This is a genomic window from Pseudomonas sp. ITEM 17296, assembly GCF_028895205.1.
Taxonomy (GTDB): domain Bacteria; phylum Pseudomonadota; class Gammaproteobacteria; order Pseudomonadales; family Pseudomonadaceae; genus Aquipseudomonas; species Aquipseudomonas kermanshahensis.
The window spans coordinates 63,382-88,441 of the sequence record NZ_WJRS01000026.1; the positions used below are offsets into that span (position 1 = coordinate 63,382).

Annotated in this window: 11 protein-coding genes; all 11 read right to left on the reverse strand. The window is 66.3% G+C overall.

The features are described 5' to 3' along the window. Positions 1–115: 115 nt before the first annotated feature. Entirely contained in the window at positions 116–1,528 is a 1,413-nt protein-coding gene (locus GIB19_RS23045; RefSeq protein WP_099428343.1) for a heavy metal sensor histidine kinase, read from the reverse strand. Continuing rightward, positions 1,503–2,177: a heavy metal response regulator transcription factor gene (locus GIB19_RS23050; RefSeq protein WP_027595491.1), complete on the reverse strand. Its 675-nt coding sequence runs from the start codon at positions 2,175–2,177 to the stop codon at positions 1,503–1,505. The genes GIB19_RS23045 and GIB19_RS23050 overlap by 26 nt, the downstream gene beginning before the upstream one ends. 9 nt (positions 2,178–2,186) lie before the next feature. After that, positions 2,187–5,279, reverse strand: a complete 3,093-nt coding sequence (locus GIB19_RS23055; protein ID WP_099428344.1) for a multidrug efflux RND transporter permease subunit — start codon at positions 5,277–5,279, stop codon at positions 2,187–2,189. After that, positions 5,276–6,439 carry an efflux RND transporter periplasmic adaptor subunit gene (locus GIB19_RS23060; protein ID WP_274888143.1) on the reverse strand — a complete coding sequence of 388 codons (1,164 nt, stop codon included), beginning with the start codon at positions 6,437–6,439 and terminating at the stop codon, positions 5,276–5,278. The genes GIB19_RS23055 and GIB19_RS23060 overlap by 4 nt, the downstream gene beginning before the upstream one ends. Positions 6,440–6,670: 231 nt before the next feature. Next, complete coding sequence (locus tag GIB19_RS23065) at positions 6,671–7,405, reverse strand: YkgJ family cysteine cluster protein (protein ID WP_274888145.1); 735 nt, start codon at positions 7,403–7,405, stop codon at positions 6,671–6,673. After that, complete coding sequence (locus GIB19_RS23070) at positions 7,402–7,713, reverse strand: hypothetical protein (protein ID WP_027595495.1); 312 nt, start codon at positions 7,711–7,713, stop codon at positions 7,402–7,404. The genes GIB19_RS23065 and GIB19_RS23070 overlap by 4 nt, the downstream gene beginning before the upstream one ends. 88 nt (positions 7,714–7,801) lie before the next feature. Then, complete coding sequence (locus tag GIB19_RS23075; protein ID WP_099428348.1) at positions 7,802–8,701, reverse strand: chemotaxis protein; 900 nt, start codon at positions 8,699–8,701, stop codon at positions 7,802–7,804. 193 nt (positions 8,702–8,894) lie between these two features. Next, positions 8,895–10,079 carry an HlyD family type I secretion periplasmic adaptor subunit gene (locus tag GIB19_RS23080; protein WP_027595497.1) on the reverse strand — a complete coding sequence of 395 codons (1,185 nt, stop codon included), beginning with the start codon at positions 10,077–10,079 and terminating at the stop codon, positions 8,895–8,897. Further along, a complete protein-coding gene (locus GIB19_RS23085; protein WP_099428349.1) occupies positions 10,076–12,238 on the reverse strand; it encodes a type I secretion system permease/ATPase in 2,163 nt (720 codons plus the stop codon). Before GIB19_RS23085 ends, GIB19_RS23080 begins: the two co-directional genes overlap by 4 nt. Next, entirely contained in the window at positions 12,235–13,671 is a 1,437-nt protein-coding gene (locus GIB19_RS23090) for a TolC family outer membrane protein (protein WP_027595499.1), read from the reverse strand. The genes GIB19_RS23085 and GIB19_RS23090 overlap by 4 nt, the downstream gene beginning before the upstream one ends. A gap of 63 nt (positions 13,672–13,734) precedes the next feature. Continuing rightward, positions 13,735–25,060, reverse strand: an 11,326-nt coding sequence (locus tag GIB19_RS23095; RefSeq protein WP_274888147.1) for a BapA/Bap/LapF family large adhesin, incomplete at its 5' end; no start/stop codon positions are given.

Sequence of the window (25,060 nt, forward strand, 5' to 3'; positions counted from 1 at the left end):
TGCGATGCAAGTGCTAATGAGGACAGGGCTAAAGTTAGTTCCTCAATGGCCTTGGAAACAGAGCGAAGTACGATAAGCACTGTTGCGCAAAAGGTAACGATCGTGCGGCGAACACTCAGGCTTTTGCTGGAAACCCGCGTCGTTGAGCGCTTGGCAGGCGAATGCCGAAAGTGTTGGCGCCGGCCTCGCTGTACACAAAAACCTCGCCCCCATGCATCAGGGCGATCGCTTTGACGATCGCGAGCCCCAAACCGTGGTTGCCGCCACCACTGTTACTGCGCGCGGCATCCACCCGATAGAAGCGCTCGAACAGCAGCGGCAGGTGCGCGTCATCGATTGCAGGCCCCGGGTTGCTCACGGCGATGGTGACCTGTTCCGCCCCGTTTTCGATTCGCACCTCGATCACTTGGTCGGGCGCGGTGTGCTGCACCGCGTTGTTCAGCAGGTTGATCAGCGCGCGGCGCAGTTGGGCTTTTTCGATGGGCGCCTGAGCATCGCCACTGACCTCCACGCGGACCTGCGCGTCTTCGAGGATGTAGTCCAGGTAATCCAGCGTGGTCGCCACTTCCTCTGCCAGCGACGCCTGGGTCAGCGCGGTGGCCTTGCTGCCCTGGTCGGCGCTGGCCAGGAACAGCATGTCGTTGATGATGCTGCGCAGGCGCTCCAGTTCTTCAAGGTTGGATTGCAGCACTTCGAAGTAGTGCTCGGCACTGCGACCGCGGGTCAAGGCCACTTGGGTCTGGCCGATCAGGTTGGTCAGCGGCGAGCGCAGTTCGTGGGCCACGTCGGCGTTGAACGCCTCAAGCCGCGAGTAGGCTTGGCTGACCCGGTCGAGCGCGGCGTTGAAGGCCCCGGCGAATTGCGCCAGTTCCGGGGCCAGATCGTGAGTCTGCAGGCGCCCGTCCAAGCGCGGTGGGGCCAGTGCCTGGGCTTCGTTGGACAACGCCAGCAACGGGCGCAGGCCGATGCGGGCCACCCAGTAACCGAGCACCGACGCCAGCAGCACACCGAGCACCGCCAGGCCGACGATGGCTACCAGCAGGCTGTGTTGCGCCTGCCAGAAGGTCTCGGTGTCGATGCCAATCAGAAAACGCAGCGGCGGCCGGTCGGCCAGGGCCGGCAACTCGCTGACCAGGACTTTGTAGGGGTAGGGCTGGTCTGGCAGGCGCAGGTCGCGCATGCCTGGCGGGCCTTCGGCAAACGCGCGCACTAGTTCGCTGGGGTGGCCATAGTCGTATGCCGGATCGCTGCTGACCACCCAGAATCGGATGCGCTTGTCCTCCTCGCTGAGCAGGTTGAGCTTGTTGCTGACCTTGGCCCAGTGCTCGGCGGTGCCGAAGCGGTTGAGGGTGGACTCGAGCACACTGAACCGCGCATCCAATTCGGCGGCCGGCAGCAGGTCGAGGCTGTGGTCGACCTGGCGATACAACGCCGACCCGATCAGCAAAAACACCCCCACCGCCACCAGGATGAACAGCGCCGACAGGCGCAGCGCGATGGAGTTAGCCCGCACGGTTTTCCAGGACATAGCCCATGCCTCGGATGGTGTGCAGCAGCTTGTTGTCGAAAGGCCCATCAAGCTTGGCGCGCAGGCGCTTGATCGCCACCTCGACGACATTCGCATCACTGTCGAAGTTGATGTCCCAGACCAGCTCGGCGATGGCGGTCTTGGACAGAATTTCGCCTTGGCGGCGGGCCAGCACACTGAGCAGCGAGAATTCCTTGGCGGTCAGGTCCAGGCGCTGGCCGGCGCGGCTGGCCTTGCGCGCCATCAGGTCGATCCACAGGTCGGCGACCTGGATCTGCAGCGGTTCATGGCTGCTGCTGCGACGGGTCAGAGCCTGCAGGCGAGCGACCAATTCGAGGAACGAAAAGGGTTTGCCCAGGTAGTCGTCGGCGCCTTCGCGCAGGCCATGGATGCGGTCTTCGACCCGCTCGCGGGCGGTCAGCATGATCACCGGCGTCTGCTTGCGCGCGCGCAAGGCGCGCAGCACGCCATAGCCATCCAGGCCGGGCAGCATCACATCGAGCACGATCACAGCGTAGTCACCTTCCAGGGCCAGGTGCAGGCCATCGATACCGTCACGCGCCAGGTCCACGGTAAAGCCTTGCTCGCTCAACCCGCGGTGCAGGTAGTCGGCGGTTTTTTCTTCGTCTTCGATGATCAGCACACGCATGGTCTTGTCTCAACTGGCACTTGGCGCGGCCGCCTGGGCGGCCCGGCGGCGGTGGAACAGGCGCTCCAGGGCCAAGTATATGACCGGGGTGGTGAACAGCGTCAGGGCCTGGCTCACCAACAACCCACCTACCACCGCGATGCCCAGTGGCTGGCGCAGCTCGGCGCCGGTGCCAAAGCCGAACATCAGCGGTACCGCGCCGAGCAGGGCGGCGAGGGTGGTCATGATGATCGGCCGGAAGCGCGTCAGGCAGGCCTGGTGGATTGCCTGCTCGGGCGTGAGGCCGTGGTGGCGCTGGGCTTCGAGGGCAAAGTCGATCAGCAGGATGCCGTTTTTCTTGACGATGCCGATCAGCAGCACCACGCCGATCAGCCCCATGATGCTGAAGTCCTGGCCCATGGCCCAGAGCAGCATCAGCGCGCCCAGGCCCGCGGAGGGCAGGGTGGAGATAATCGTCAGTGGGTGGACGAAACTCTCGTAGAGCACCCCCAGAATGATGTACACCGCCACCAGCGCAGCCAGGATCAGCCACGGCTGGCTCGACAGCGAACTCTGGAAGGCCTGCGCCGCACCCTGGAAGTTGCCGCTGATGGAGTCGGGCATGCCCAGTTCGCGCTGGGTGCGCTCAAGGATGCTCACCGCATCGCCCAGGGCCACGCCCGGGGCGAGGTTGAACGACAGGTTGGCGGCTGGGAACAGGCCATCATGGCTGATCGACAACGGCCCGGTGCTCGGCGGCGCGACGTGGGCCACCGCCGACAAGGGCACCATCTCGTTGCTCAGGGGCGAGCGCAGGTAGAAGTAGTTGAGGCTCTCGGCCTTGCCGCGCTGGCGGGCGTCCAGTTCGAGGATGACCTTGTACTGGTTGGTCTCGGTCTGGAACTCGCTGATCTGCCGCTGGCCGAAGGCGTCGTACAGCGCCTGGTCGACGTCGGTGGTGGTCAGGCCGAAGCGTGCGGCGGCCTGGCGGTCGATGTCGATGCGGGTGACGCTGGCCCCCAGTTGCAGGTCGTTGGACAGGTCACGCAACGCCGGGTTTTCGCGCAGGCGGTCGGTCAGGCGCTGGGTCCACAGGTTCAGCGCCACGCCGTCGTTGCTCTTGAGCACGTACTGGTACTGGGTGCGTGATGGGCCGGAGCTGAGGTTGATGTCCTGGCCGGCGCGCATGTACAGCACAATGCCCGGCACCTGGGCGAGCTTGGGCCGCAGCCGGTCGATCAGCTCGCTGGCTGACACATCGCGTTCGCCGCGGGGCTTGAGGGCGATCCAGAAGCGGCCGTTGGCGATGGTCTGGTTGCTGCCGGTGACGCCGACGGAATGCGAGAACGCCCGCACGGCCGGGTCGGCCTCGATGATCTTGGCCAGGGCCTGGTGCTTCTCGATCATGGCCGGGTACGACACGTCCGCTGCCGCTTCGCTGGTGCCGAGGATGAAGCCGGTGTCCTGCAACGGGAAGAAGCCCTTGGGGATGGCCACATAACCCACCACCGCCAGGGCCAGGGTCACGCCGAACACACCGAGGGTGAGGCGCTGGTGGGCCAGAGCGCGGTTCAGGCCTTTTTCGTACCACTTGACCAGGCGTTCACCGAAGCCGCCGTGCTGCGCGCCGGTCGGGCGGCGCATGAACAGCGCACACAAGGTGGGTGCCAGGGTCAGCGAAACCACCACCGAAATCAGGATGGTGGCCGTGGCGGTCAGGGCGAACTCCTTGAACAGCCGCCCGACCACCCCGCCCATGAACAACAGCGGGATGAAGGCAGCGATCAGCGAGAAACTGATCGAGACCACGGTAAAGCCGATTTCGCCTGCGCCCTTGAGGGCGGCCGTGCGGCTGTCGTCACCCGCCTCCAGGTGGCGATGGATGTTTTCCACCACGACGATGGCATCGTCGACCACGAACCCCACCGAAATGACGATGGCCACCAGCGTCAGGTTGTTCAGGCTGAAGCCGAGTACGTACATCAAGGCGCAACTGGCAATCAGCGACACGCCGAGCACGCTGGACACCACCAGGGTCGCCGACCACTGGCGCAGGAACAGCGCCATCACCCCGATCACCAGGGCCACGGCGATCATCAAGGTCAGCTCCACCTCGTGCAGCGAGGCGCGGATGGTTTGGGTACGGTCCTGCAACACCGACACCTCGATCGACGCCGGGAGCATTTCCTTCAGCTTGGGCAGCGCGGCCAGCACCCGGTCGACGGTGTCGACGATGTTCGCGCCGGGCTGGCGGAAGATCACCAAGTTCAACCCCGGCTGGTCACCGGACCAAGCCTTGACGTAGGCGTTTTCGGCGCCGTTGATGACCTTGGCCACGTCCTGCAGGTGCACCGGCGCACCGTCGCGGTACGAGACGATCAATTGGGCATAGTCTTCGGGGTGGAACAGCTGGTCGTTGGCGGCGATGGTCGACACGCTGTGCTCGCCGTACAGCGCGCCTTTGGCCAGGTTGAGGCTGGTTTGCTGGATGGCCTGGCGCAGGTCGGCGAGGGTCAGGCCGATGGCGGCCAGCTTCTCCGGTTGCGCTTGCACGCGGATGGCCGGGCGCAGTTGCCCGGTGATGTTGATCAGGCCGACCCCATCGATCTGGCTCAGCTGCCGGGCCAGCAGGGTTTCGGCGTAGTCGCTCAGGTCATTGCCGGGCATTTGGTTCGAGCTGACGGTCATCACCAGCACCGGGCTGTCGGCCGGGTTTACCTTGCGCCAGGTCGGCGGGTTGGGCAGGTCTTGTGGCAGCCGTGCGGTGGCGGTGTTGATGGCGGCCTGCACTTCCTGGGCTGCGGTGTCGATGTTCTTGTCGAGGGTGAACTGCAGGATCAGCGTGGTCGACCCCAGCGCGCTGCTGCTGGTCATCTGGGTCATGCCGGGGATGGCGCTGAACTGCACTTCAAGCGGCGTGGCGACCGACGAGGCCATGGTTTCCGGGCTGGCCCCAGGCAGTTGAGCGGTGACCTGGATGGTCGGGAAGTCGGCCTCTGGCAGCGGAGCCACCGGCAGCCGAGGGAAGGCGATGGCGCCCAGCAGGACCAGGGCGAAGGTCAGCAGCAGGGTGGCGATCGGGTGGTCGATGCACCAGGCCGAAACCCCGTTGCGGGTATTCATGGCTGGCTCCGGCGGTCGGCCATTTCCGAAGGCGCAGGGGCATCGGTGGTGACCTCGACCCGCGAGCCCGGCTTGAGCCGCGACTGGCCGTCGAGCACCAGCTGATCACCCGCCTTGACCCCGGCGATGATGTTCAGCCCGCTGTCCTGGTACAGCACCTTGACCGGCACGCTGGTGACTTTGTCCCCGTCCAGGCGGTAGACGAAATGGCCGTCGATACCGCGCTGCACGACCGGCGGCGGCACGACCAGGGCATCTTCCTGCATGGCCGTGCGCAAGCGAATGGTGACCAGTTGGCCGGGCCACAGGCGCCCGTCCTTGTTGTCGAACTCGGCCTTGACCCTCACCGTGCCGGTGGTCGCCGAGATCTGGTTGTCGATCAGCGCCAGGTGGCCTTCACCCAGCAGGCTGCGTTCGCCGTCGGCGTCCATGTAGGCCTGCACCAGCGCCGGGGCGGGCGCCTTTAGCAAGCTCTGCAGGGTAGGCAGCATCTGTTGCGGCAGGGCGAACTCGACGGCAATCGGGTCGATCTGGGTCACGCTGAACAGGCCCTGGGTGTCGCTGCTGCGCACCAGGTTGCCGGGGTCGACGTTGCGGATGCCGACCCGGCCGGTCACCGGTGAGCGGATTTGGGTATAGGACAGTTGCACCTCGGCATTGGCGATGGCCGCCTGGTTGCCCTTGACCGTAGCCTGCAGCTGGTTGACCAGCGCTTGTTGCTGGTCGAGGGTCTGCTTTGACACCCCGTCATCGGTGCTCAGCAGGCGGTAGCGCTTGAGGTCGACACCGGCTACCTGGATCTGCGCCTGGCTCTGGCCGAGCTGCGCACGGGCCTGGTCGAGGCTGGCGCGGATGGCACGGTCGTCGAGGGTTGCGAGCAGGTCACCTTCCTTTACCCACTGGCCTTCCTTGACCAGTACCTGGGTCAGCACCCCTTCTACCTGTGCGCGGATCTCGACGCTGTGCAGCGACAGCACCGAGCCAATCGCACTGGCATAGCGCGGCACATCCTGCTGGCTGACGCTGACCACGCGCACCGGCACAGCCGCCTGCGCGCGGGGGGCGGGGGCCTCCTGACGCTGGCCGAACCAGACGCCCAGCACGACCAGGACAAGCAACGCCAAGGCGGCGAGGATGACAGAACGGGAAGGACGTCGCATCGGAGCGGGCACCTTGGCCAGAAGGGAGGGGACGGTTGTCTGTATTCAAGCTTATAGCCCCCGGACCGGGTCGGCAGCATGACGCCTGGCTGACAGCGCTGACAGTTTCAGTGTTTGACAGTACCGGCCCCTTCGCGGGTAAACCCGCTCCCACAGGTATTGCGCCAATCTTGCGGCTGGTGCAACTCCTGTGGGAGCGGGTTTACCCGCGAAGGGGCCGGTATGGGCTACTTAAAAACCAATAAAGGCGTAATAAACCGGTGCTTCGCAAGTGGTCTGCAAGCCATGGCCCTGCAAACTGGCTGTCAGCTCGTCATCCTGCACATGCAGCGTCCACCGCGCACCGTTGTCCGCCGGCACCTGCGCCAGTGCCGCGGCAAACGCGCCCATCTCCGGCAGATAAGCGGTAAACCCATTACCTTTCAGCGCACTCGTGGTCATGCCCAACGCCTGGCACACGGCAACCTTCGCCGCGATGTCATCTCGGTCTGCCTGGCGCGATGCCTGCACCAGCGCCGCCAACTGCGGGTCGGCCAGTTGCGTGCCGTGAATCAGCTCAGGGCCCTGTTGCCAAGCCTCGGGCGGGCAATCCTTGTTCTCGGGCCGCAGTGGGATATGCGGGTTGATCTCGACCGGGTAGATGCGGCAGACCAGCGGGCGCTGGTCATAAATGGTGCACAGGTCGTTATCGTCGAGGTTACGACAGCGCCCTGGGTTGAACGCTGCGAACGTTACCGAAACGCGGGCCTCACTGTCGCCGCAGGCCACCGGGTGGGAGCGGCGCAGCACATGCTCGCGCTGCTCGACCGGCATGCCCGGGCCGTCGACCACGAACGCCTCGATCAGCACCACTACCTGGCCAGCAGAGGCCGCCCACTGGCGGGCTTCGTCGAGGGTCAAGGGCACATGGTGGCCAGTGCAGCACTTGCCGCAGCCGGTGCAGGCGAATTGCACGCTGTCGGTCACTTGGCTTCCGGGCTCCATTCGCTGACGAATGCGCGCTGGTGCTGGCGGTCGTACAGGCACAGTTCGGTGCCGGTGCGCTGCTGCATGTGTTTTTGCGGGTAGACGCCTTCGATCAGCAGGGCGCTCATGCCGACCTGGTCGTCGAATTCGGCGGGCTTGCCACGCGCGTGAGCGTCCTTGAACTGGCTGGCGGCAAGGCACGCCTTGAGCATCTGCTGGCGCTGCTCGTTCCAGGCCTGGCTGCTGGAGGCCTGGGCGACACCGCTGAAGAGCGCGCAGGCGACAAGGAGGGAGCTGAAAAACTTCATACGCGATTCCGGCAAAAATCTTCCGAGGGGAGCGAATTATGCCCGACTCACCCCCGACGGCAAGCCGGGGAGTTTGTCGCTTGATGTATCAATGCTCGGCAAACACCACCGTCCGCGCCGCCACCACCAGGCAATCGGTCAGCTCGGGCGAGGAAAACTTGGTGAGGATGGCATTGGCCCCCGCGAGCCTGGCTTTTTCGCTGCTCATGGCACTGTCGAGCGAGGTGTGCAGCAACACATACAGGTGCTGGAAGTCTGGCGTCTCGCGCAGCGTGCGGGTGAACGCATAGCCGTCCATCTCAGACATCTCGATGTCGGAGACGATGATGTTGATCGCCTGCTCGGTGCCCTGCAAGTCCAGCAACACGTTGATCGCATCCTTGGCGCTGCGCGCGGTGTGGCATTCGATGCCGAGGTTGCGCAGGGTGTGCACCGACTGCTGCAAGGCCACCTGGCTGTCGTCTACCACCAGGATGTTGGCGGCGGCCAGCAGGCTTGCGTCTTCTTCGCTCAGTGCACCGTGCTGTGGCTCGGCGGCGGGCGGGGCGATGGCGTGAATGACCTTCTCGATGTCCAGTACCTGCACCAGCGCGTTGTCGACCCGGGTCACGCCGGTGATGAACGAGCGGTTGCCCGAGCCGAAGGGCGGCGGTTTGATGTCGGTGCTCAGGCAGTGGACGATGCGGCTCACGGCCTGCACATGCAGGCCTTGGCGCGAGCGGCTGATTTCGGTGACGATCAGGCAGCCACCTTCAGGGTCCGCCAACGGGCGCTCACCGATGGCACGGGACAGGTCGATGACCGACAGCGAATTGCCGCGCAAGGTGGCCACGCCTTTCACGTGGGGGTGCGATTCGGGCAGCTTGGTCAGTGAAGGGCAGGGGATGATCTCGCTGACCTTGAGCAGGTTGATTGCCATCAGCTTGCCGCTGCGCAGGGTGAACAGCAGCAGGGACAGCGAATCCGCGCGGGCTTTTTGCGTGGCCATGGTGACCTTCGTGGGAATAGAGGATAGAAGGATATCGGCCCGCCGAGCCGGCTCTTTAGCCTGTCAGCCGAATCCGTGTAGGAGCAGCCTTGTGCTGCGAAGAGGCCGGTGACAGCAACGACTAACTGCTGGGTATTCACCGGCCTCTTCGCAGCGCAAGGCTGCTCCTACAGGGCATTGGATAACCGGGTCATCAGCGTTCGCGCAGGGCTTCCCTGGCCCGGTTCAGCGGCTTGATCAGGTAATCCAGAATGGTCTTTTCACCCGTGCGGATATCCACCGTGGCGATCATCCCGGGCACGATCGCAAAGTGTTTGCCGGCCTTGTTCTGCAGGCTGTCCTGCTCGGTGCGGATGAACACCCGGTAGTAGTAGATCTCCGGCTTCACCTCGTCCTGCAGGGTGTCCGGCGAGATGCCGACCACCTTGCCCTCCAGGCCGCCATACACCGAGTAGTCATAGGCACTGATCTTCACCTTGGCGGCCTGGTCGGGGTGGATGAAGGCGATATCTCGGGGCGCGATGCGGGTTTCGATCAGCAGGCGTTCATCCATCGGCACGATCTTCATCACTTGCCCACCGGGCTGGACCACACCCCCCAAGGTATTGACCTCGATGTCCTTGACGATACCGCGCACCGGCGAGCGCAGGGTCAGGCGGGTCAGCGAGTCGCTGCGCCCGCGGATCACCTCGGACAGGCTGTCGGCCTCGGCGCTGGCCTTGGCCAGCTCTTCGCGGGCCCGTACCAGGTAATCGGAGCGCGCTTCGTTGGCCTTGAGCTCGAGTTCCGAGCGCTGTCGGTTCAGGCGGATAACCTCGACGCGGCTTGAAGCGCCCATCTTCGCCAGGTTCTCGGTGATCTTCAGTTCGCTGCGCACCAGTTGCAGCGAATCGTCGATACCGGCCAGGGTTTGCTCCAGGCCGCGGCGGCGGGTTTGGTACAGCGCGGTTTCGGCGTCGACCAGGTCGGGGGAGTCGCGCAGGCTGTCGGGGAACACCAGCGGCTTGCCGGTGACCTCCGCACGCAAGCGGGCCTGGCTGGCCTTGGCCGCGCGGTACTTGGCTTCACTCTCGCCCACACTGGAGGCGGTCTTGGTCGGGTCGAGCTGGGCCAGCACCTGCCCGCGGTCGACCAGGTCACCTTCGGCCACGCTCATCTGGGCGACGATGCCACCCTCGAACGACTGGATCACCTGCTCGCGCGAACTGGGGATCACCTTGCCGGTGCCGGTGGAAACCTCGGTCACCTCGAACCAGGCCGCCCAGGCCAGAAACGCTGCCAGCATCAGCGCACAGATGGTGATGATTCGGCCGGCGCGGAATACCGCCTGGTCGTCCTGCCCGTCCAGGTAGGACGCCGGGAGTTCATGGTTGCTCATGCCTGGGCTCCTTGCAGTTTGGCCAACGCGGCATCGCGGTTGTCGTCGATGACGATGCGGCCGCCATCCAGCACGATAATCCGGTCGACCCGCTGCAGCACGCTCAGGCGGTGGGTGGCGATTACCAGGGTGCGGCCCTGGCAGAAGCGGTCGAGGTTATCCAGCAACTTGCGTTCGGTCATGTCGTCGAGGGACGCGGTCGGCTCGTCCAGCAACAGCACCTGCGGCTGGCGCACCAGCAGGCGCGACAGCACCAAGGCCTGGCGTTGGCCGCCGGACAGGCCGACACCGCCTTCCAGAATCAGGTGGTCCATACCTTTGGGTAGCCTGCGGACGAACTCCAGGGCGCCGGTGGCGGCCAGCGCCGCGACCAACTCCTGGTCACTGGCCTGGCCGGCACCCAGGGTGAGGTTTTCCCGCAGGGTGCCGTGAAACAGCCGTGAGTATTGGGGCAGCAAGCCGACATCGCGGCGCAGGTCGGCGGGGTCGAGATGGGCCAGGGCAATGCCGTCCAGGTTGATTTCGCCCTGGACCAGGTCCATAGCGCCGCCCAGGGCCTGCAGCAGGGTGGATTTACCGGCACCGTTGCGGCCGAGCACGGCGATGCGTTCACCCGGCTGGATGTCCAGCTGGCCGATGGTGAGGACGGGAGGCGCCTCCGCGCTGTAGCGGAAGTTGGCCTGGCGCAGCTGGTACTCGCCGCGGATGGCCGGCAGGTGCACGCGGGCTTCGTTTTCAGGGTGGTCGACCGGTGACTGCATCAACTTGTCCAAGCCCTGCAGGGCCACCTTGGCCTGTTGCCAGCGGGTCAGTACATGGGTCAGCTGTGCCAGCGGCGCCATCATGCGCGACGACAGCATCGACGCCGCCACCAGGCTACCGGTGGTGAGGTCGCCGGCGATCACCATCGGTGCGCCGATGACGATGACCACGGCGAACACCGCGCCCTGCACGTTCTGCGTCCAGGTCACCAAGCCATTGGTCAGGGTGCGCAGGCGCAGGTTGGTGTGGGCGCAGGCGGCGTTGTACTGGTTCCATTGCCGCTCGAAACGGGCCTCGGCTTGCAGCGCCTTGATCTCGTCCAGGCCCTGGATGCTTTCCACCAGCATGGCGTTACGCAGTGCCGACTCACGCATCGAGGCATTGGCCAGGCGTGCCAGGCGCCGTTGCGCCAGCAGCCCGGGCAGCACCATGGCCAGCAACGCCACCAGCGGGATGAACACCAGCACGCCGCCGATCAGCCAGAACACGAACAGGAACAGCAGGAAGAACGGCAGGTCGGCCAGGGCGGTGGCGGTGCTCGAGGTGATCAGGTCGCGGATCGACTCCAGCTCGCGCAACTGCGAGATGAACGAGCCGGTGGACTTGGGCCGTACCGAGTTGCGCAGGCGCAGCGCATGGCCATAGACCAGGTCAGAGACGCGCAAGTCGGCGCGTTTACCCAGCAGGTCGGTTACCTTCAGGCGCAGCAGGCGCATGCTGAAGTCGAACACCAGCGCCAGCACCACGCCACCAAACAGCACGTACAGCGTCGGCAGGGATTCGGCGGGGATCACCCGGTCGTAGACCTGCATGGAAAACAGCACCCCGGCCAGGGCCAACACGTTGGCCACCAGTGAGGCGATCATCACCTGCCCATAGGGCCGCAGGTCGCGCAGGACGATACGCGCAAACCAGTGGCGGTCGTAGGGGGCGGTGTAGTCGTCGGTGCGCACATCGCGCAACGGCCGCGCCGGGCGCAGCAGGGCGACCCGGGTGATGCGCCCCTTGAGCGTGTCGCGGGGCAGGCGCGAAGTCAGGCCCTGGTCGCCTGCGAAGACCACCGCCAGGTCGTCTTCTTCGGTCACCGATTCGACCACTGCCAACTGGCCATCGTCGAGTTCCAGCACCAGCGGCGTGCGCCACTGCCGCAGGCCTTTGGCATCGAAGCGCACGAAGCGCAGCGCCAGGCCGGCCTGGCGTGCCATGTGGCGGAGAATCTCATCCAGCGGGCGAGCATCTTCGACGGCCGCCAGGCGAATGCGCTGGGGCGAGACGTCCAGGCGATAGTGGTGCGCGACCTGGAGCATGACCTCAAGCCAAGGCCCCAGGTCGGGGCGAGCGTTGGCCGTTTGCTCCGGGGCCTGGCTCGGCAGGGTCACATTGACGGTTTCGTTCATGGCTGGATCTCCACACCTTGCAGGTTACGCCCCTCTAGGCCAAAGGCCGTGCGCAGGGCGCCGGTGTTGTAAAGGCAGTCGACATCCAGGCGCAGCAAGTCGGAGCGGGTGCCGGCGAGTTCGAAACGAGACTGGTAGATTTCCTGCTCGGCGTTGAGCAGGTCGAGCAGGGGCCGGGTGCCCAGGTCCAGGTACTGCCGGCCATAAAGCATGCGCGCCTCCTGAATACTGACCTGGCGGGCTTCGAGCGAACTCAGCCGACGGCCCAGCCCCGAAGTCTGCGCCATGGCCTCGGCCAGGCCACGGCGTGCCTGCAGGCGTGCAGCATCTTCGGCCGAGTCGGCGGCTGTCAGCGAATGCCCCGCAGCGCGGGTGCGGGCGCTGATGGCACCGCCTTGGTAGATGGGCACCTCGACGTTCAGGTAGATGCCCGCCTGGGTGCGGTCCATGCGTGAGTTGTCGCGGTTGTAGTCGTTGTCCAGGTAGTGGTTGACCTGCGGCTGCAGCGACACGGTCGGGTAGGCCTCGGCCTTGGCCTGGGCCAGTTCGGCCTGGCCTTGGGCGCGCTGGGCCAAGGCCATCAACACGGCGGGCAGGCGGTCATCACCTTGCCCTGGGCGCTTGCAGGCCTGGTTCAGCTCAGGGGGCGATTCCTCGGCGAGCATGGGCGGGGTGACCCGGCCGAGCAATGACGCCAGGGTCGAGCGCCAGCGTTCGTACTGAGACTGGTATTCCTCCAGGGTGGCGCGGGCGCTCTCTACCCGGGATTCGGCCTGCACCACGTCGGAGCGGGTGCTGGCGCCCATGTCGCTGCGCTGGCGGGCCATGCCGGCGATGTCGCCGACCCCGCGGATCTGGTCGCGGGCAATCGTGATCAGTTGCTCGTAGCGGCGGGTCTCGACCCAGGCATAGGCGGTGTCGCGGGCCAGTTCGTCGACCACCAGAAGGATATTGGCCTGGGCGCGGGCGGCGGCGGCCTGGGCAGCGCTGACGGCGCTGTCGACCTTGCCGAAGTCGTAGAGCATCTGCTTGAGCGACAGGTTGAGCGCCTGGCTGTTGCGGTCGCCGCCGTAGCCGGTGTCATAGCCCGTGCGGATACCGCCGGAAATCTGCGGGTAGTAACCGGCGCGGGCAACGTTGATGCCTTCGCCTTGCTTGTAGAGGTTGCCGATGGCCTCGGCGATGCTGGGGTGCCATTGCGCGGCTTGCAGCACCGCTTCGGTCAGCCCGAGGCGGTCGCCATTGCTGACGGGGGCCATGCCGATAGGTGGGCGGGCGGGCACCGCGTCGGGCGCATCACGTAGCAGTGAAGGCCCGATCTGGCGCAGTTGTGGGTCGATGTCGTCGGCTGCCTGGGCAGCCGTGTTGAAGTTCAGGGCCAGGAGCCCGAAGGCCCCCAGCAACAGCGGTGACAGCGGACTGCTTCGCTTCACATAGTTCCCTTACTGCTGTTCGTCCTTGCCGCCGGGCGATTGCCCGGCGGGATTGCAGCGGCCTCAGACGACATGGATACCGTTCTGCACCCACAGGTGATGGCTCGGATCCTCCTGGGCCGTGTATTGGTTATAGTCGATGCCGTCGGCAGTTTGGTTCCCGACCAGCGCCCAGTTGTCCGTCATGTGAACCGAGTCCTTTTCATCCCCCTTGATGACCAGTGTGTCGTTACCGGTTTCGGTGATCGCGACCACGTCCGCCAGGTTCAGGGTCAACGCCACCGAGCTGGTGTCGTTGAGGTCGATCACTTCGATGTCGTGGACCCGCCCGACCAGGTTGCCCAGGTCGATGCTGGCATCGCCACCGCCCCACAGCAGGGTGTCGTTACCGCTGCCACCCTCGACGCTGGCGAAGTTCTGGTCGACCACCACCAGGGTGTCATCGCCCGCACCACCCAGCAGGGTGATGTGGCCGCCCTGGCTGCCATCGAGGTGGTCATTGCCATCGGTGCCGGCAATCACTTCGCTGGAGGCCACCGCCGCGAGACTGGCCAGTGCCACGCCTTCGTCACCGCTGTCGGCCAGCAGCGAGCTGGTGGCCGTGAAGTTGGCGGCGTTGTCCAGGCTGATGGTCAGGTTGGCGGTGTCGGTGCTGCCGTTGGGGTGGGTCAGCTCGTAGGTGAAGGTTTCATGCTGGCCAATCACCGCATTGGTCAGCCCGGCGTTGAGTGTGTAGGTGTAGCTGCCGTCTGCTTGCACCAGCAGGGTGCCGTAGCTGCCCGCCACACTGACCCCGTTGTAGCCCGGGATGGTGTAGGTGTTGGCCGCCGTCATTACGCTCAGCACGGTCAATGGCGAGCCAAGGTTGTCGTCGGCCAACAGGTTGCCGGTGACCGCCGTAGCGCCGCTGACCACGAACTCGGTCAGGTGCGTGGTGGTGGCGTTGACGCTGGTGGTGATCGAACTGGCCAGGCCGATGCCGCCCGCGGTGACGCGCACGTGGTAGGTGCCGGCCCCCTGGTTCTGGAACGTGTAGCCCGCACCACCACCGAGCAGGCTGATCAGCGAGCCACCGCCGACCGACTGCACCAGCACGTACTGGCCGGTTGCCGGGTTGAGTTTGAGCAGGTCGATGGTGGTGCCATTGAGCAAGCTCAGCAAGTTGGTGGAGTTGACCACCACTTGCAGGTTGGCCGTGGTGTCGGCGGCAACGCTGGTGGTGTAGGTGGCCTGGCGTGTGCCGATCAAAGGCAGGCCCAGTGTGCCCAGCGAGGCTGTACTGGTGTCCACCCGGTTGGCCAGGGTGAGGTGGCTGGTGCCGGCATCGTTGACCGCGTCGAGCACTGTGGCCGGTGCACTGTAGTTGGTGTCGCTCCAGATCTCCGTGGCTTGTGGGCTGTCGATGCGCACATACAGGTTGGCCGCATCGGAGGCGCCGTTGGCGTGCAGCAACTGGTAACTGAACACATCGACCTTGCCGACGCTCGATGGGCTGCCGTTAGGCGTGTAGGTGTAGCTGCCGTCACCGCGGATCACCAGGGTGCCGTACAGGCCCTGCACCGTGGTGGCGCTGCCCGCCGACACATAGCTGCCGTTCTTCATCACCTGCAGCACGGCGGCGCTGTCCGGGCCAAGGGCGTCGACGCTGCCGTCGGTGCCAACGTCGGTAATGACGTTGCCGGTTTTTGCCGTGCCGGTGCCGGTGAACTGCGTGAGGCTGGTGGTCTCGATGTCCAGCGTGGTGGTCACGTTGGTGACCAGGCCGATGCCGCCACTGCCGACCGTCAGGCGATAGTCACCGGCCTGCAGCTCGCCGATGTCGACACGAAGGCCCTGGCCCAGCGGCAGCAGGATCAGGTCGAGCAGGCCCTGGCTGGTGCCCGTGGCCAAGGTCACCCAGTTGCCGGCAGCGTTCTTCACTTGCAGGGTGAAGGTGGCGTTGTCGAGCAGCGACAGCGCGCTGCTGGTGTTCAGGGTCAGCGTCGGGTCCACGGTAGTGCCGGCACCGACCGTCCAGGTGTAGGTCTTGGTGAAGCCTGCCAGCAAGGTGGTGAAGCTGTCCTGATAGCTGCGCGAGCTGACCACCGGTGCCAGGTTGACCTCGGCGGTCACCAGGTTGTCGCTGGCGATTACCGGGGCGTTGGCATCGACGTCTGGTGCGGTGATGTTGACGTTACCGGACACGTTGCCGCGCCCGTCGCTGAGGGTCACCGACAGCAACTGGCCGTTGTCCTGAGGCGGGCTCAGGGTCACGGTGAAGTTGCCGTCCGGTTGCACCACCGCCGTTTGCAGCACGGTGCCGTTGGCACTGCGCACGGTGACGGTGGCGCCCACTTCGCCGCTACCGGTGAGGGTGCTGCCGTCGGCGCTGATCGCCAGGTTGCCGGCGACTGCAGGCGGGGTCAGGTCCGGTGCGGTGAGCGCAGTGCCGGTCGAGACATTGCCTGCACCGTCGGTGAGGGTGACGCTCAAGGCCTGGTTGTCGATCTGCGCCGCAGTCAGGCTGACCACGAACAGGCCGTTGCTGCCCACCGTGGCCGTGCCGATGACAGTGCCTGCGCCGTTGCGCACCGTCACGGTGCTGCCGACCTGGCCAGAGCCGCTGACGGCCGTACCGTTGGCGTTGATGGTGGCCAGCGGCGCGGCTGGCGGTGTGGTGTCCGGCGCTGTCACGTTGACGCTGCTGGACAGGTTGCCGGTAGGGTCGGACTGGCGCACCACCAGCAGTTGCCCATCGTTTTGCTGTGTGGTCAGGGTGATGGTGAACGTGCCATCGGCTTGAACCACGGCCGAGCCCAGCGGGCCGTTCGGGCCTTGCACGGTCACGGTTGCACCCGCCTCGCCACGCCCTGTGAGCTCGGTGCCAGCGCCATTGATGACCAGGTTGGTCGGCGCGGCCGGTGGCTGCACGTCGATGGCGGTGACGCTGGTGCTGCCAGACACGTTGCCTGCCGCGTCAGCCTGGCTCACGCCCAATACCTGGCCGTTGAGCTGCGGGGTATTGAGGTTGATGCTGAACGCGCCACCGGCATTCACCTGCCCAGTGCCGAGCACGTTGTTGCTGGCGTCGCGCACGGTTACCGTGGCCCCGGCTTCACCGGTACCACTCAGTACCAGGCCGTTGGCAGACAGGCCGGTCACCACCGGGTTGGCCGGTGGCGTGATGTCGGCGGCCTGCACGAAGGTCGGTTGCGATTCGCCGCCCACCAGCGCCACAGCCGTCACGGTCAGGTGCTGGCCGTTGAGCTGCGCCGCGTTCAGTTGCAGGGTGAAGGTGCCATTGAGGGTGGCCCCGCCGGTGCCGATCAGGTTGCCGGCGGCATCGTAGACGCGGATACCGACGCCGCTCGGCGCATTACCCTGCAAGGTCAGGCCATCGCTGCCCAGGGTCACGTTGGTTGGCGGCACGGGCGGTGCTACCAATGGCGTGACATAGGTCGCGACCGCGGAGGTGTTGAAGCCGTCAGATTGCGTCACCCCCAGCGTAGCGAGAATACCCGCAGGCGGTACCAGCGTGACCTGGAAGTTGCCGGCAGCATCCACTTGTCCGGTACCCAGCACAGTGCCACCGCGGCTGACGGTGACGATCGCATTCGGCTCGCCTTTACCGGTCAGCACGTCGAAGGTGTTGTTGATGGCCATGTCCGTGACCACGGCAGGTGGCGAGGTGTCGTTGGTCTGGTAGCTGGCAGGCAGCGAGCTGTTGCCGGCATCGTCGGTGGACACCACAGTCAGCAGTTGGCCGTTGTTTTGGGCTGGGTTGAGGGTGACGGTGAACTGGCCGTTTGCAGGGACTTCCACCTCGCCGACCACATTGTTGTTCGGCCCGCGAACGGTGACGGTGGTACCCGCTTCAGCAGTACCCGTCATCGAGGTGCCGGCCGGATTGAGCAACAGGTCGCTCGGCTGTACCGGTGGCGTCAGGTCTGGCGCGGTCACTTGCAGTGGCGCGGATGGGTTGCCGGTGGCGTCCTGGGCGATGAGGGTCAGCACTTCGCCGTTGATTTGCGCCGCGTTCAGGTCGAGCACGAAGGTGCCGTCCGGGTCGACCGAGACCTGGCCAAGCAGGTCGCCCTGGTTGTTGACCACGGTGACCCGTGAGCCGGGCTCGCCGGTGCCGATCAGTTGGGTGCCGCTGTCGTTGATCGTGGCGATCACCGAGGCGGGCGGTGTGATGTCTACTGCCGTGGTCGTGCTGATCGGCGAGATGTTGCCGCGGCCATCGGTCAGGGTCACTTGCAGCACCTGCCCGTTGAGCTGCGCCGAGCTCAGGTTGACCTGGAACGTACCGTCCGCGTCCACCTGGACCGTGCCGATTTGCGTGATGCCGACATAGACCCTAACGGTCGCACCCGCTTCGCCGACGCCGCTGAGCAGATCGCCCGCTGCGTTGAGCCGCAGTTCGGTCGCGGCCTCCGGTGGCGTGAGGTCCGGCGCCCGGACGTTGACCGGCGCACTGATGTTGCCGGGTGGGTCGGCTTGCTGTACCGACAGGATTTCGTAGTTGATTTGTGGCGGTGTCAGTTCGACACGGAAGCTGCCGTCGGCCAGTACGATTCCAGAGCCTAGCACCGCGCCTGCGGCGTTGCTGACGGTGACGGTTGCACCGGCTTCGCCCAGGCCGATGACCACGCTGCCGTCGAGCGAGATGTCGACATCGGTGAGCGCGGCGGGTGGGGTGAAGTCTGGCGTCAGCAGGGTAGCTGCTGGCGACACGTTGCCGGCAGTGTCGGTCTGGGTGAAGCTGAGCAGCTCGCTGTTACCCAGTGCCGGGCTTAGGATCACGGTGAAATGGCCGCTGGCATCGACAGTGGCCCTGCCAACCTCGCTGCCATCTGGCCCGGTGACGATCAACAGCGCGCCGACCTCGCCGCGGCCGGTGAGGGTGATGCCATCGCTGGAAATAGCCAGCTCGGTTGGCGCGGTGGGTGGGGTGGTATCCGGCGCGGTGATTGGGCTGGCAGCCGACTGGTTGCCAGCGGCATCGGTCAGCACGACTTGCACTTGCTGGCCGTTGGCCTGAGGCGCGTTGAGGTCGACCTGGAAGCTGCCGTCGCCACGCACCACCGCAGTGCCCAGCACGCTGCCATCGGCGGCCAGCACGCGCACAGTGCTGCCCGCTTCGCCGGTACCGTTGAGCAGGCTGCCGCCACCGGCAAAGGCCAGGTTCTCGGCGGCATCGGGCGCCACGCGGTCCGGCGCGATAACGCTGATGCTGTTGGATTCGTTGCCGGCGGCATCGGACTGGCTGGCGCTGAGCTGTTCGCCATTGATCTGCGCGCTGCCCAGGTTGATGCTGAAGTTGCCATTGGCATCGACCACCCCGGTGCCGAGGTCGACGCCACCTTCACCGATCACGGTGACGGTGGCACCCGGCTCGCCGCGGCCACTGAGGACCAGCCCATCGCTGGACAGCACGACGTTGGCCAGTGGCAGCGGTGCCGTGGTGTCCGGTGCCTGCAGGGTGGCTGGCAGCGACGTGCTGCCATCGGTGCCTACCGCACTCACATGCAGCACTTCGCCGTTGGCCTGGACGCTGCCGAGGTTGACCGTGAAGGTGCCGTCGTTGGCGACCGGGGCTGTGCCCAGCAATACGCCGTTGGGGCCGTAGACAGTGACCGTGCTGCCTGGCGTTGCCGTGCCGGTTACTACCAGGCCATCAGCGGCCAGTACCAGGTTGTCGGGCGTCTCTGGCGCCAGGATGCCCGGTGCGGTGACGGTTTGTGCAGGTGAAACGTTCTGCGCGGCATCGGCCTGCACCACGCTGAGGCTTTCGCCGGTGATGGCGGCAGGTGACAGGTTGACCGTGAAGCTGCCATCGGCGCCCACCGTGGCCGTGCCCAGTGCGGTACCGTCCGGTGCGCGAACGGTGACCGTGGCGTTGGCTTCGCCGGTACCGGTGAGGGTCGCGCCATTGGCGGAGACCGCCAGGTTGGCGACTGCGGCGGGTGGCGTGGTATCGGCTGCGGTGTACGGCGCGGCCGGCGACACGTTGCCTGCGGCATCGGTGGCGGTTACCTGCAAGGTCTGGCCATTGGTCTGGGCACTGTTCAGGGTGACCTGGAAGGTGCCGTTGCTGCCAGCCACCGCAGTGCCCAGCACGTTGCCAGCGGCATCGCGCACGGTCACGGTACTGCCGGCTTCCGCACTGCCGGTCAACTGCAGGCCAGTGGCGGCCAAGGCCAGCGCGGTTGGGGCAGGCGGTGGGGTGAAGTCCGGCGCGGTGACCGCCACGGCGGTGGAGGTGTTATTGCCTGCGTCGGTCTGGGTCACGCTCAAGTGCTGGGCGTTGAGTTGAGCGTTGTCCAGGGTCAGGGTGAAGCTGCCGTTAGCGCTTACCAGGCCGGTACCGATGATGGTGCCATCCGGGCCGCGCACGGTGACGGTGGCGCCGGCTTCGCCGAGGCCGGTCAGGGTCAGGCCGTTGTTGTTCAGCACCACATTGGTCAGCGGCGCTGGCGGGGTCAGGTCAGGGGTGGTGACATTGACCGCTGGCGAGGTATTGCCAGCCGCATCCACCTGCGTGACGCCGATGGCCTGGCCGGTGGCTTGCGGGGTGTCGAAGACCACCGTGAAGCGGCCATCGGCCCCGACCACGGCCGTGCCGAGCACAGTCCCGGCGGCATTGCGCACCTGGACGGTGGCGCCTGCCTCACCGCTGCCCGATAGCTGCTTGCCGTCCTGGCTCAGTACGGGGTTGCTGATGGCTGCAGGCGGCGTGCGGTCTGGCGTCGCCAGGCTGGCCGGGCCAGAAATGTTGCCGGCGGCGTCGCTGAGCGTGACCTGCAGCGGGCTGCCGCTGGTTTGCGCACTCGGCAGGGTGATCTGGAACTGGCCGAGTTGGTTGACGGTGCCGGTGGCCAGAATGGCGCCGCTGGCATCGCGTACGGTGACGGTGGCACCGGCCTCACCTTCGCCGCTGAGCACGGTGGCCGCGCTGTTGAGGCTGAGGTTGCTGGCCGCCAGCGGCGCCTGCAGGTCAGGTGCCTGCAAGGTGGCTGCGAGCGACACGTTACCGGCCGCATCGGCCTGGGTGACGATCAGGTTCTGGGCATTGGTCAGCGGTGGCGCGAAGCTGATGCTGAACAAGCCATTGCTGCCGACGGTGGCAGTGCCAAGCACGTCGCCTTGGGCATTGACCACACGTACGGTCGCACCTACTTCGCCATGGCCGGTCAGCGTGCTGCCGGTGCGGTCGATGCCATCCACGATCGGGGCGGCTGGTGCGGTGGTGTCGTTGGCCACGAGGGTGGCGGGTACCGATGGGTCGCCATCGACCGTGGTGCGCGCGGTGACCACCAAGGTCTCGCCATTGAGCTGGGCATTCTGGAAGAACACCCGGAAGGTGCCATCGCTACCCACCGTTGCCGTGCCCAGGGTAATGCCGCCCGAGGTCACGGTGATCAGTGACCCGACGGTGCCTTGGCCAGTGAGCAGGAAGCCGTCGGCGCTGATGGCAAGGCCGCTTGGGGTAACGGCTTCGGTGCCATCCGGGCCGTCCAGCGAAACGGGGGTGGACTCGTTGCCGGCAGGGTCGATCACCACCACGTCGACGGTTTCGCCCTCCGCCAGTGGCGGCGTGACGGGTACCACGAAGGTGCCATCCGGCCCGACGGTTTCGCTGCCGCGTTCACTGCCATCCGGGTTGCGGATGACGACTGTACTGCCAGGTTCGGCGCCGCCGCCGACCACGCTGCCATCCGGGCTGACGGTGACCCCCGTGGCCGGGAGTGGGTCGGTGGTATCGGGTGCCGTGACGGTGATGGGCGCAGAGCTGTTGGCCCCGTCGCTGACTACCACGGTCACGGGTTCACCGTTGGTCTGCGGAGTCGGCAGCGTCACGCTGAAGCTGCCGTCAGGGTTCACCGGCTCGGTGGTCTCGTTGCCGGCTGCATCCCGCACCGTCACCGTCGTTGCGCCCGGCGCGTTGCCGGTCACGGTGGTGCCATCCGGGCTGACCTCCACCTCGGTGGGCAGTGCCGGCGGGGTGATGTCCGGTGCAATGATCTGGGTGGGCAGGGACTCGTTGCCCGCGGCGTCGGTCAAGGTGACCTCCAGCGCCTGGCCATCGAGTTGCGCAGGGGACAACGGCACCGTGAAGTTACCGCCTGCTGGCACAACCACAGAGCCCAAGAGGCTGCCGTCAGGGGCGCGCACTTCGACGGTCGAACCTGCCTCACCGGTACCCTGGATGGCGTTGCCGCCCGGGGTAATGGTAAGCCCGGCCGGCGCGGTGGGTGCCGTGCTGTCGTCGGCCGTGAAGGTGGCCGATGGCGAGGCATTGCCGTTGTTATCGATCAATACCACCGACAGCACTTCGCCGTTGGTCTGGGCGGGTGTGAGGGTGACGGTGAAGGTGCCGTCGCCATTCACCGGGATGGTGCCCAGCAAGTCCCCGGCAGCGTTGCGTACTTCCACAGTGCTGCCGGGTTCGCCCTGGCCGCTGAGTTCCGTGCCTGTCGGGTCCAGGCCCAGGCCTTGCGCAGCTTCCGGTGCCTCGAGATCAGGTGCGGTCACGAGGGCGGCGGGGGAGTCATTGCCGGCGCTGTCGGCCTGGGTGACGGACAGGGTCTGGCCATTGAGCTGTGGCGGGTCGATGGTCACGCGGAAGCTGCCATCGGCCTCGACCACGGCGGTGCCCACGACTGCGCCAGCCGTGCCGGTCACAGTTACCGTCGCACCGGGTTCACCGGTGCCGGTGAGGGTTCGGCCATCAGCGGACAACGTGGTGCCGGTCGGGGTATCCGGTGCCTCGCTGTCGGGTGCCGGCAGGGTGACGGCGGTGGACAGGTTGCCGGTTGGGTCGCGTTGTTCCACGGTCAGTGCCTGGCCGTTGGTTTGCGGCGGGTCCAGGGTGATTTCGAACGCGCCGTTAGCGCCGACCACAACGGTGCCCAGCACGCTGCCATCCGGCGCGCGTACGGTCACAGTTGCATCGGGTTCACCGGTGCCGGTGACGGTCAGGCCCGCGCCATCGATGGCTACCTCGCCAACCGCTTGCGGTGGCGTGGTATCAGGCGCCGTGAAGTTGACCGGGCCTGCGCTGTTGCCGAGGCTGTCGGTGGCGTCTACGGTCAGGCTTTCGCCATTGCGCTGAGGCTGGTTGAGGGTGACGTCGAAGCGGCCGTCGCCACCCACCGTGGTGGTGCCCAGAATGGTGCCATCTTCTGCACGCACGGTGATGGTCGAGCCGCTCTGGCCCTGCCCGGTGAGGTGGAGGCCGTTGGTGTCGATGGCCAGGCCCGAAGGCTGCAGCGGGCCGTCCAGGTCGGGCGCGTTGACGGTTGCGGTAGAGGTGTTGCCCGCGGCGTCGCGCAGGGTCACGTCCAATTCCTGGCCGTCGGTTTGCGGCGGGGTCAGGACCACGCTGATGACGCCATTGGCACCCACCTGGGCATTGCCCAGCACATCGCCCTGGGCGTTGGTGACCTGCACGGTGGTGCCAGGCTCACCGCGACCGGTGAGGGTGCTGCCATCGGCGCTCAGTTGCAGGTCGCTGGCCTGGTTCGGCGGGGTGATATCAGGGGCAATGATCTGGGTCGGCAGCGAGTTGTTGCCATCGGCATCGATGGCGACTACATCCAGTGTTTCGCCGTTGGCCTGCGCTGGCGTGAGGCCGATGGTGAAGGCGCCATCAGGGCCGGCCTGGGAACTGCCCAGCACATTACCCTGTGCGTCGCGCACCTCGACCTGCGTGCCCGCAGGGGCACTGCCGCTGATGGACGAACCGTCGGCTGCCAGCACCAGCCCGCTCGGGCTTTCGGGCAGCGGTGCATCAGCAACGATGACGGCGATGCCCACCGACTCATTACCCGCAGCATCGGTTTGCACCAGGACGATGGCCTGGCCTGCCGCCAGCGGCGTTTCGAGGTCGACCACGAAGGTGCCGTTCGGGGCGACGGTGCCGGTGCCGATGACCGTGCCATCGGCATCCTTCACCTCCACTTTGGCGCCGGCTTCGCCGCGGCCGGAGACCGCCAGGCTGCCGGCACCCGCGACAACGTCAGTGATGATCGCCGGTGCGGTGATGTCCGCTGCCACGTAACTCAGTGGCACCGAGGTGTTACCCGCGGCATCGACCACGGTGATGGCCAAGGTTTCGCCATTGGCCTGGATCGGGTCCAGGGTGAGGGTGAAGGTGCCGTCGGGTTCGGCGATGGCGCTGCCGATCAAGTTGCCTGACGCGTCGTGGACGTTCACTCGGGCGCCAGGTTCGGCGCTACCGGTCAGGCTGATGCCCTCGCTGAGGACAAGGTCGGTAGGTTGCAGCGGCGCGGCGAGGTCTGGCGTGAGCACCGAGCTCGGTTGCGAGGTATTGCCAGCGGCATCGGTCAAGGTCACCTGCAGCGACGAGCCGTCTGCAACCGAGGAGGGCAGCTGCACGGTGAAGTCGCCACCGGGTTGTACCGTTCCCGTGACCACCACCTGGCCCTGATCGTTGCGAACCTCCACGGTCGCGCCAGGTTCGCCGCGGCCAGAGAGGGTCAGCCCATCATTGCTGACCACCAGGTTGGTGGCCGGCGCCGGTGGCGTGGTGTCGCCATTGTCGATATCCGGTGCGGTAACGCTGCCGGCCGTCGAGGTATTGCCTGCGGTATCGGTGGCCGTGACTTGCAGCTGTTCGCCATCGACCTGTGCCGGGGTAAGGGTGATGCTGAAGGCACCGCTCGGGCCGACCAGAACGCTGCCCAGCTCGGTGCCATCGGCCGCCAGGACGCGCACTGTGCTGCCCACTTCGGCACGCCCGGTGACCACGCTGCCATCGGTGCTGACGGCCAGTTCGGTAGGTGTGATAGGCGCAGTGATGTCCGGTGCGTTGACTTGTACCGGCAGGGACGATGCGCCGGTGCTGTCGATTGCCACTACATCCAGCAGTTCGCCGTTGGCTTGTGCTGGCGTGAGCACGACGGTGAAGGTGCCTTCGGCGCCGACCACCACGCTGCCGACCACGTTGCCGTCAGCATCGTGGACCTCCACGCGGCTGCCGACTGGGGCGGACCCGCTGATGCTGGTGCCGTCTTCGGCGACCACCAGCTCGCTCGGGCTGGCCGGCGCGGTGGTCACAGGGACATCGAATTGCAGGGCTTCGGAGGCGTTGCCGCTCGCGTCGGTCTGCACCAGGCTCAAGCGCTCACCTGGCAGTGCCGCCGGGTCGAGGTCGATCAGGAAGGTGCCGTTGGCCAATACCGTGCCGGTGCCGATGACCGAGCCGAGGGCGTCACGCACTTCGACGTTGGCCCCCGCTTCGCCACGGCCGCTCAGGGCCAGGCCACCCGTGCCGACCACGATGTCGCTGACGGCAGCCGGCGCGGTGATGTCCGGTGCATCGAATGGCAGCGGGGTCGAGGTGTTGCCGGCGGCGTCCACCAGGCGGATATCCAGCACTTCA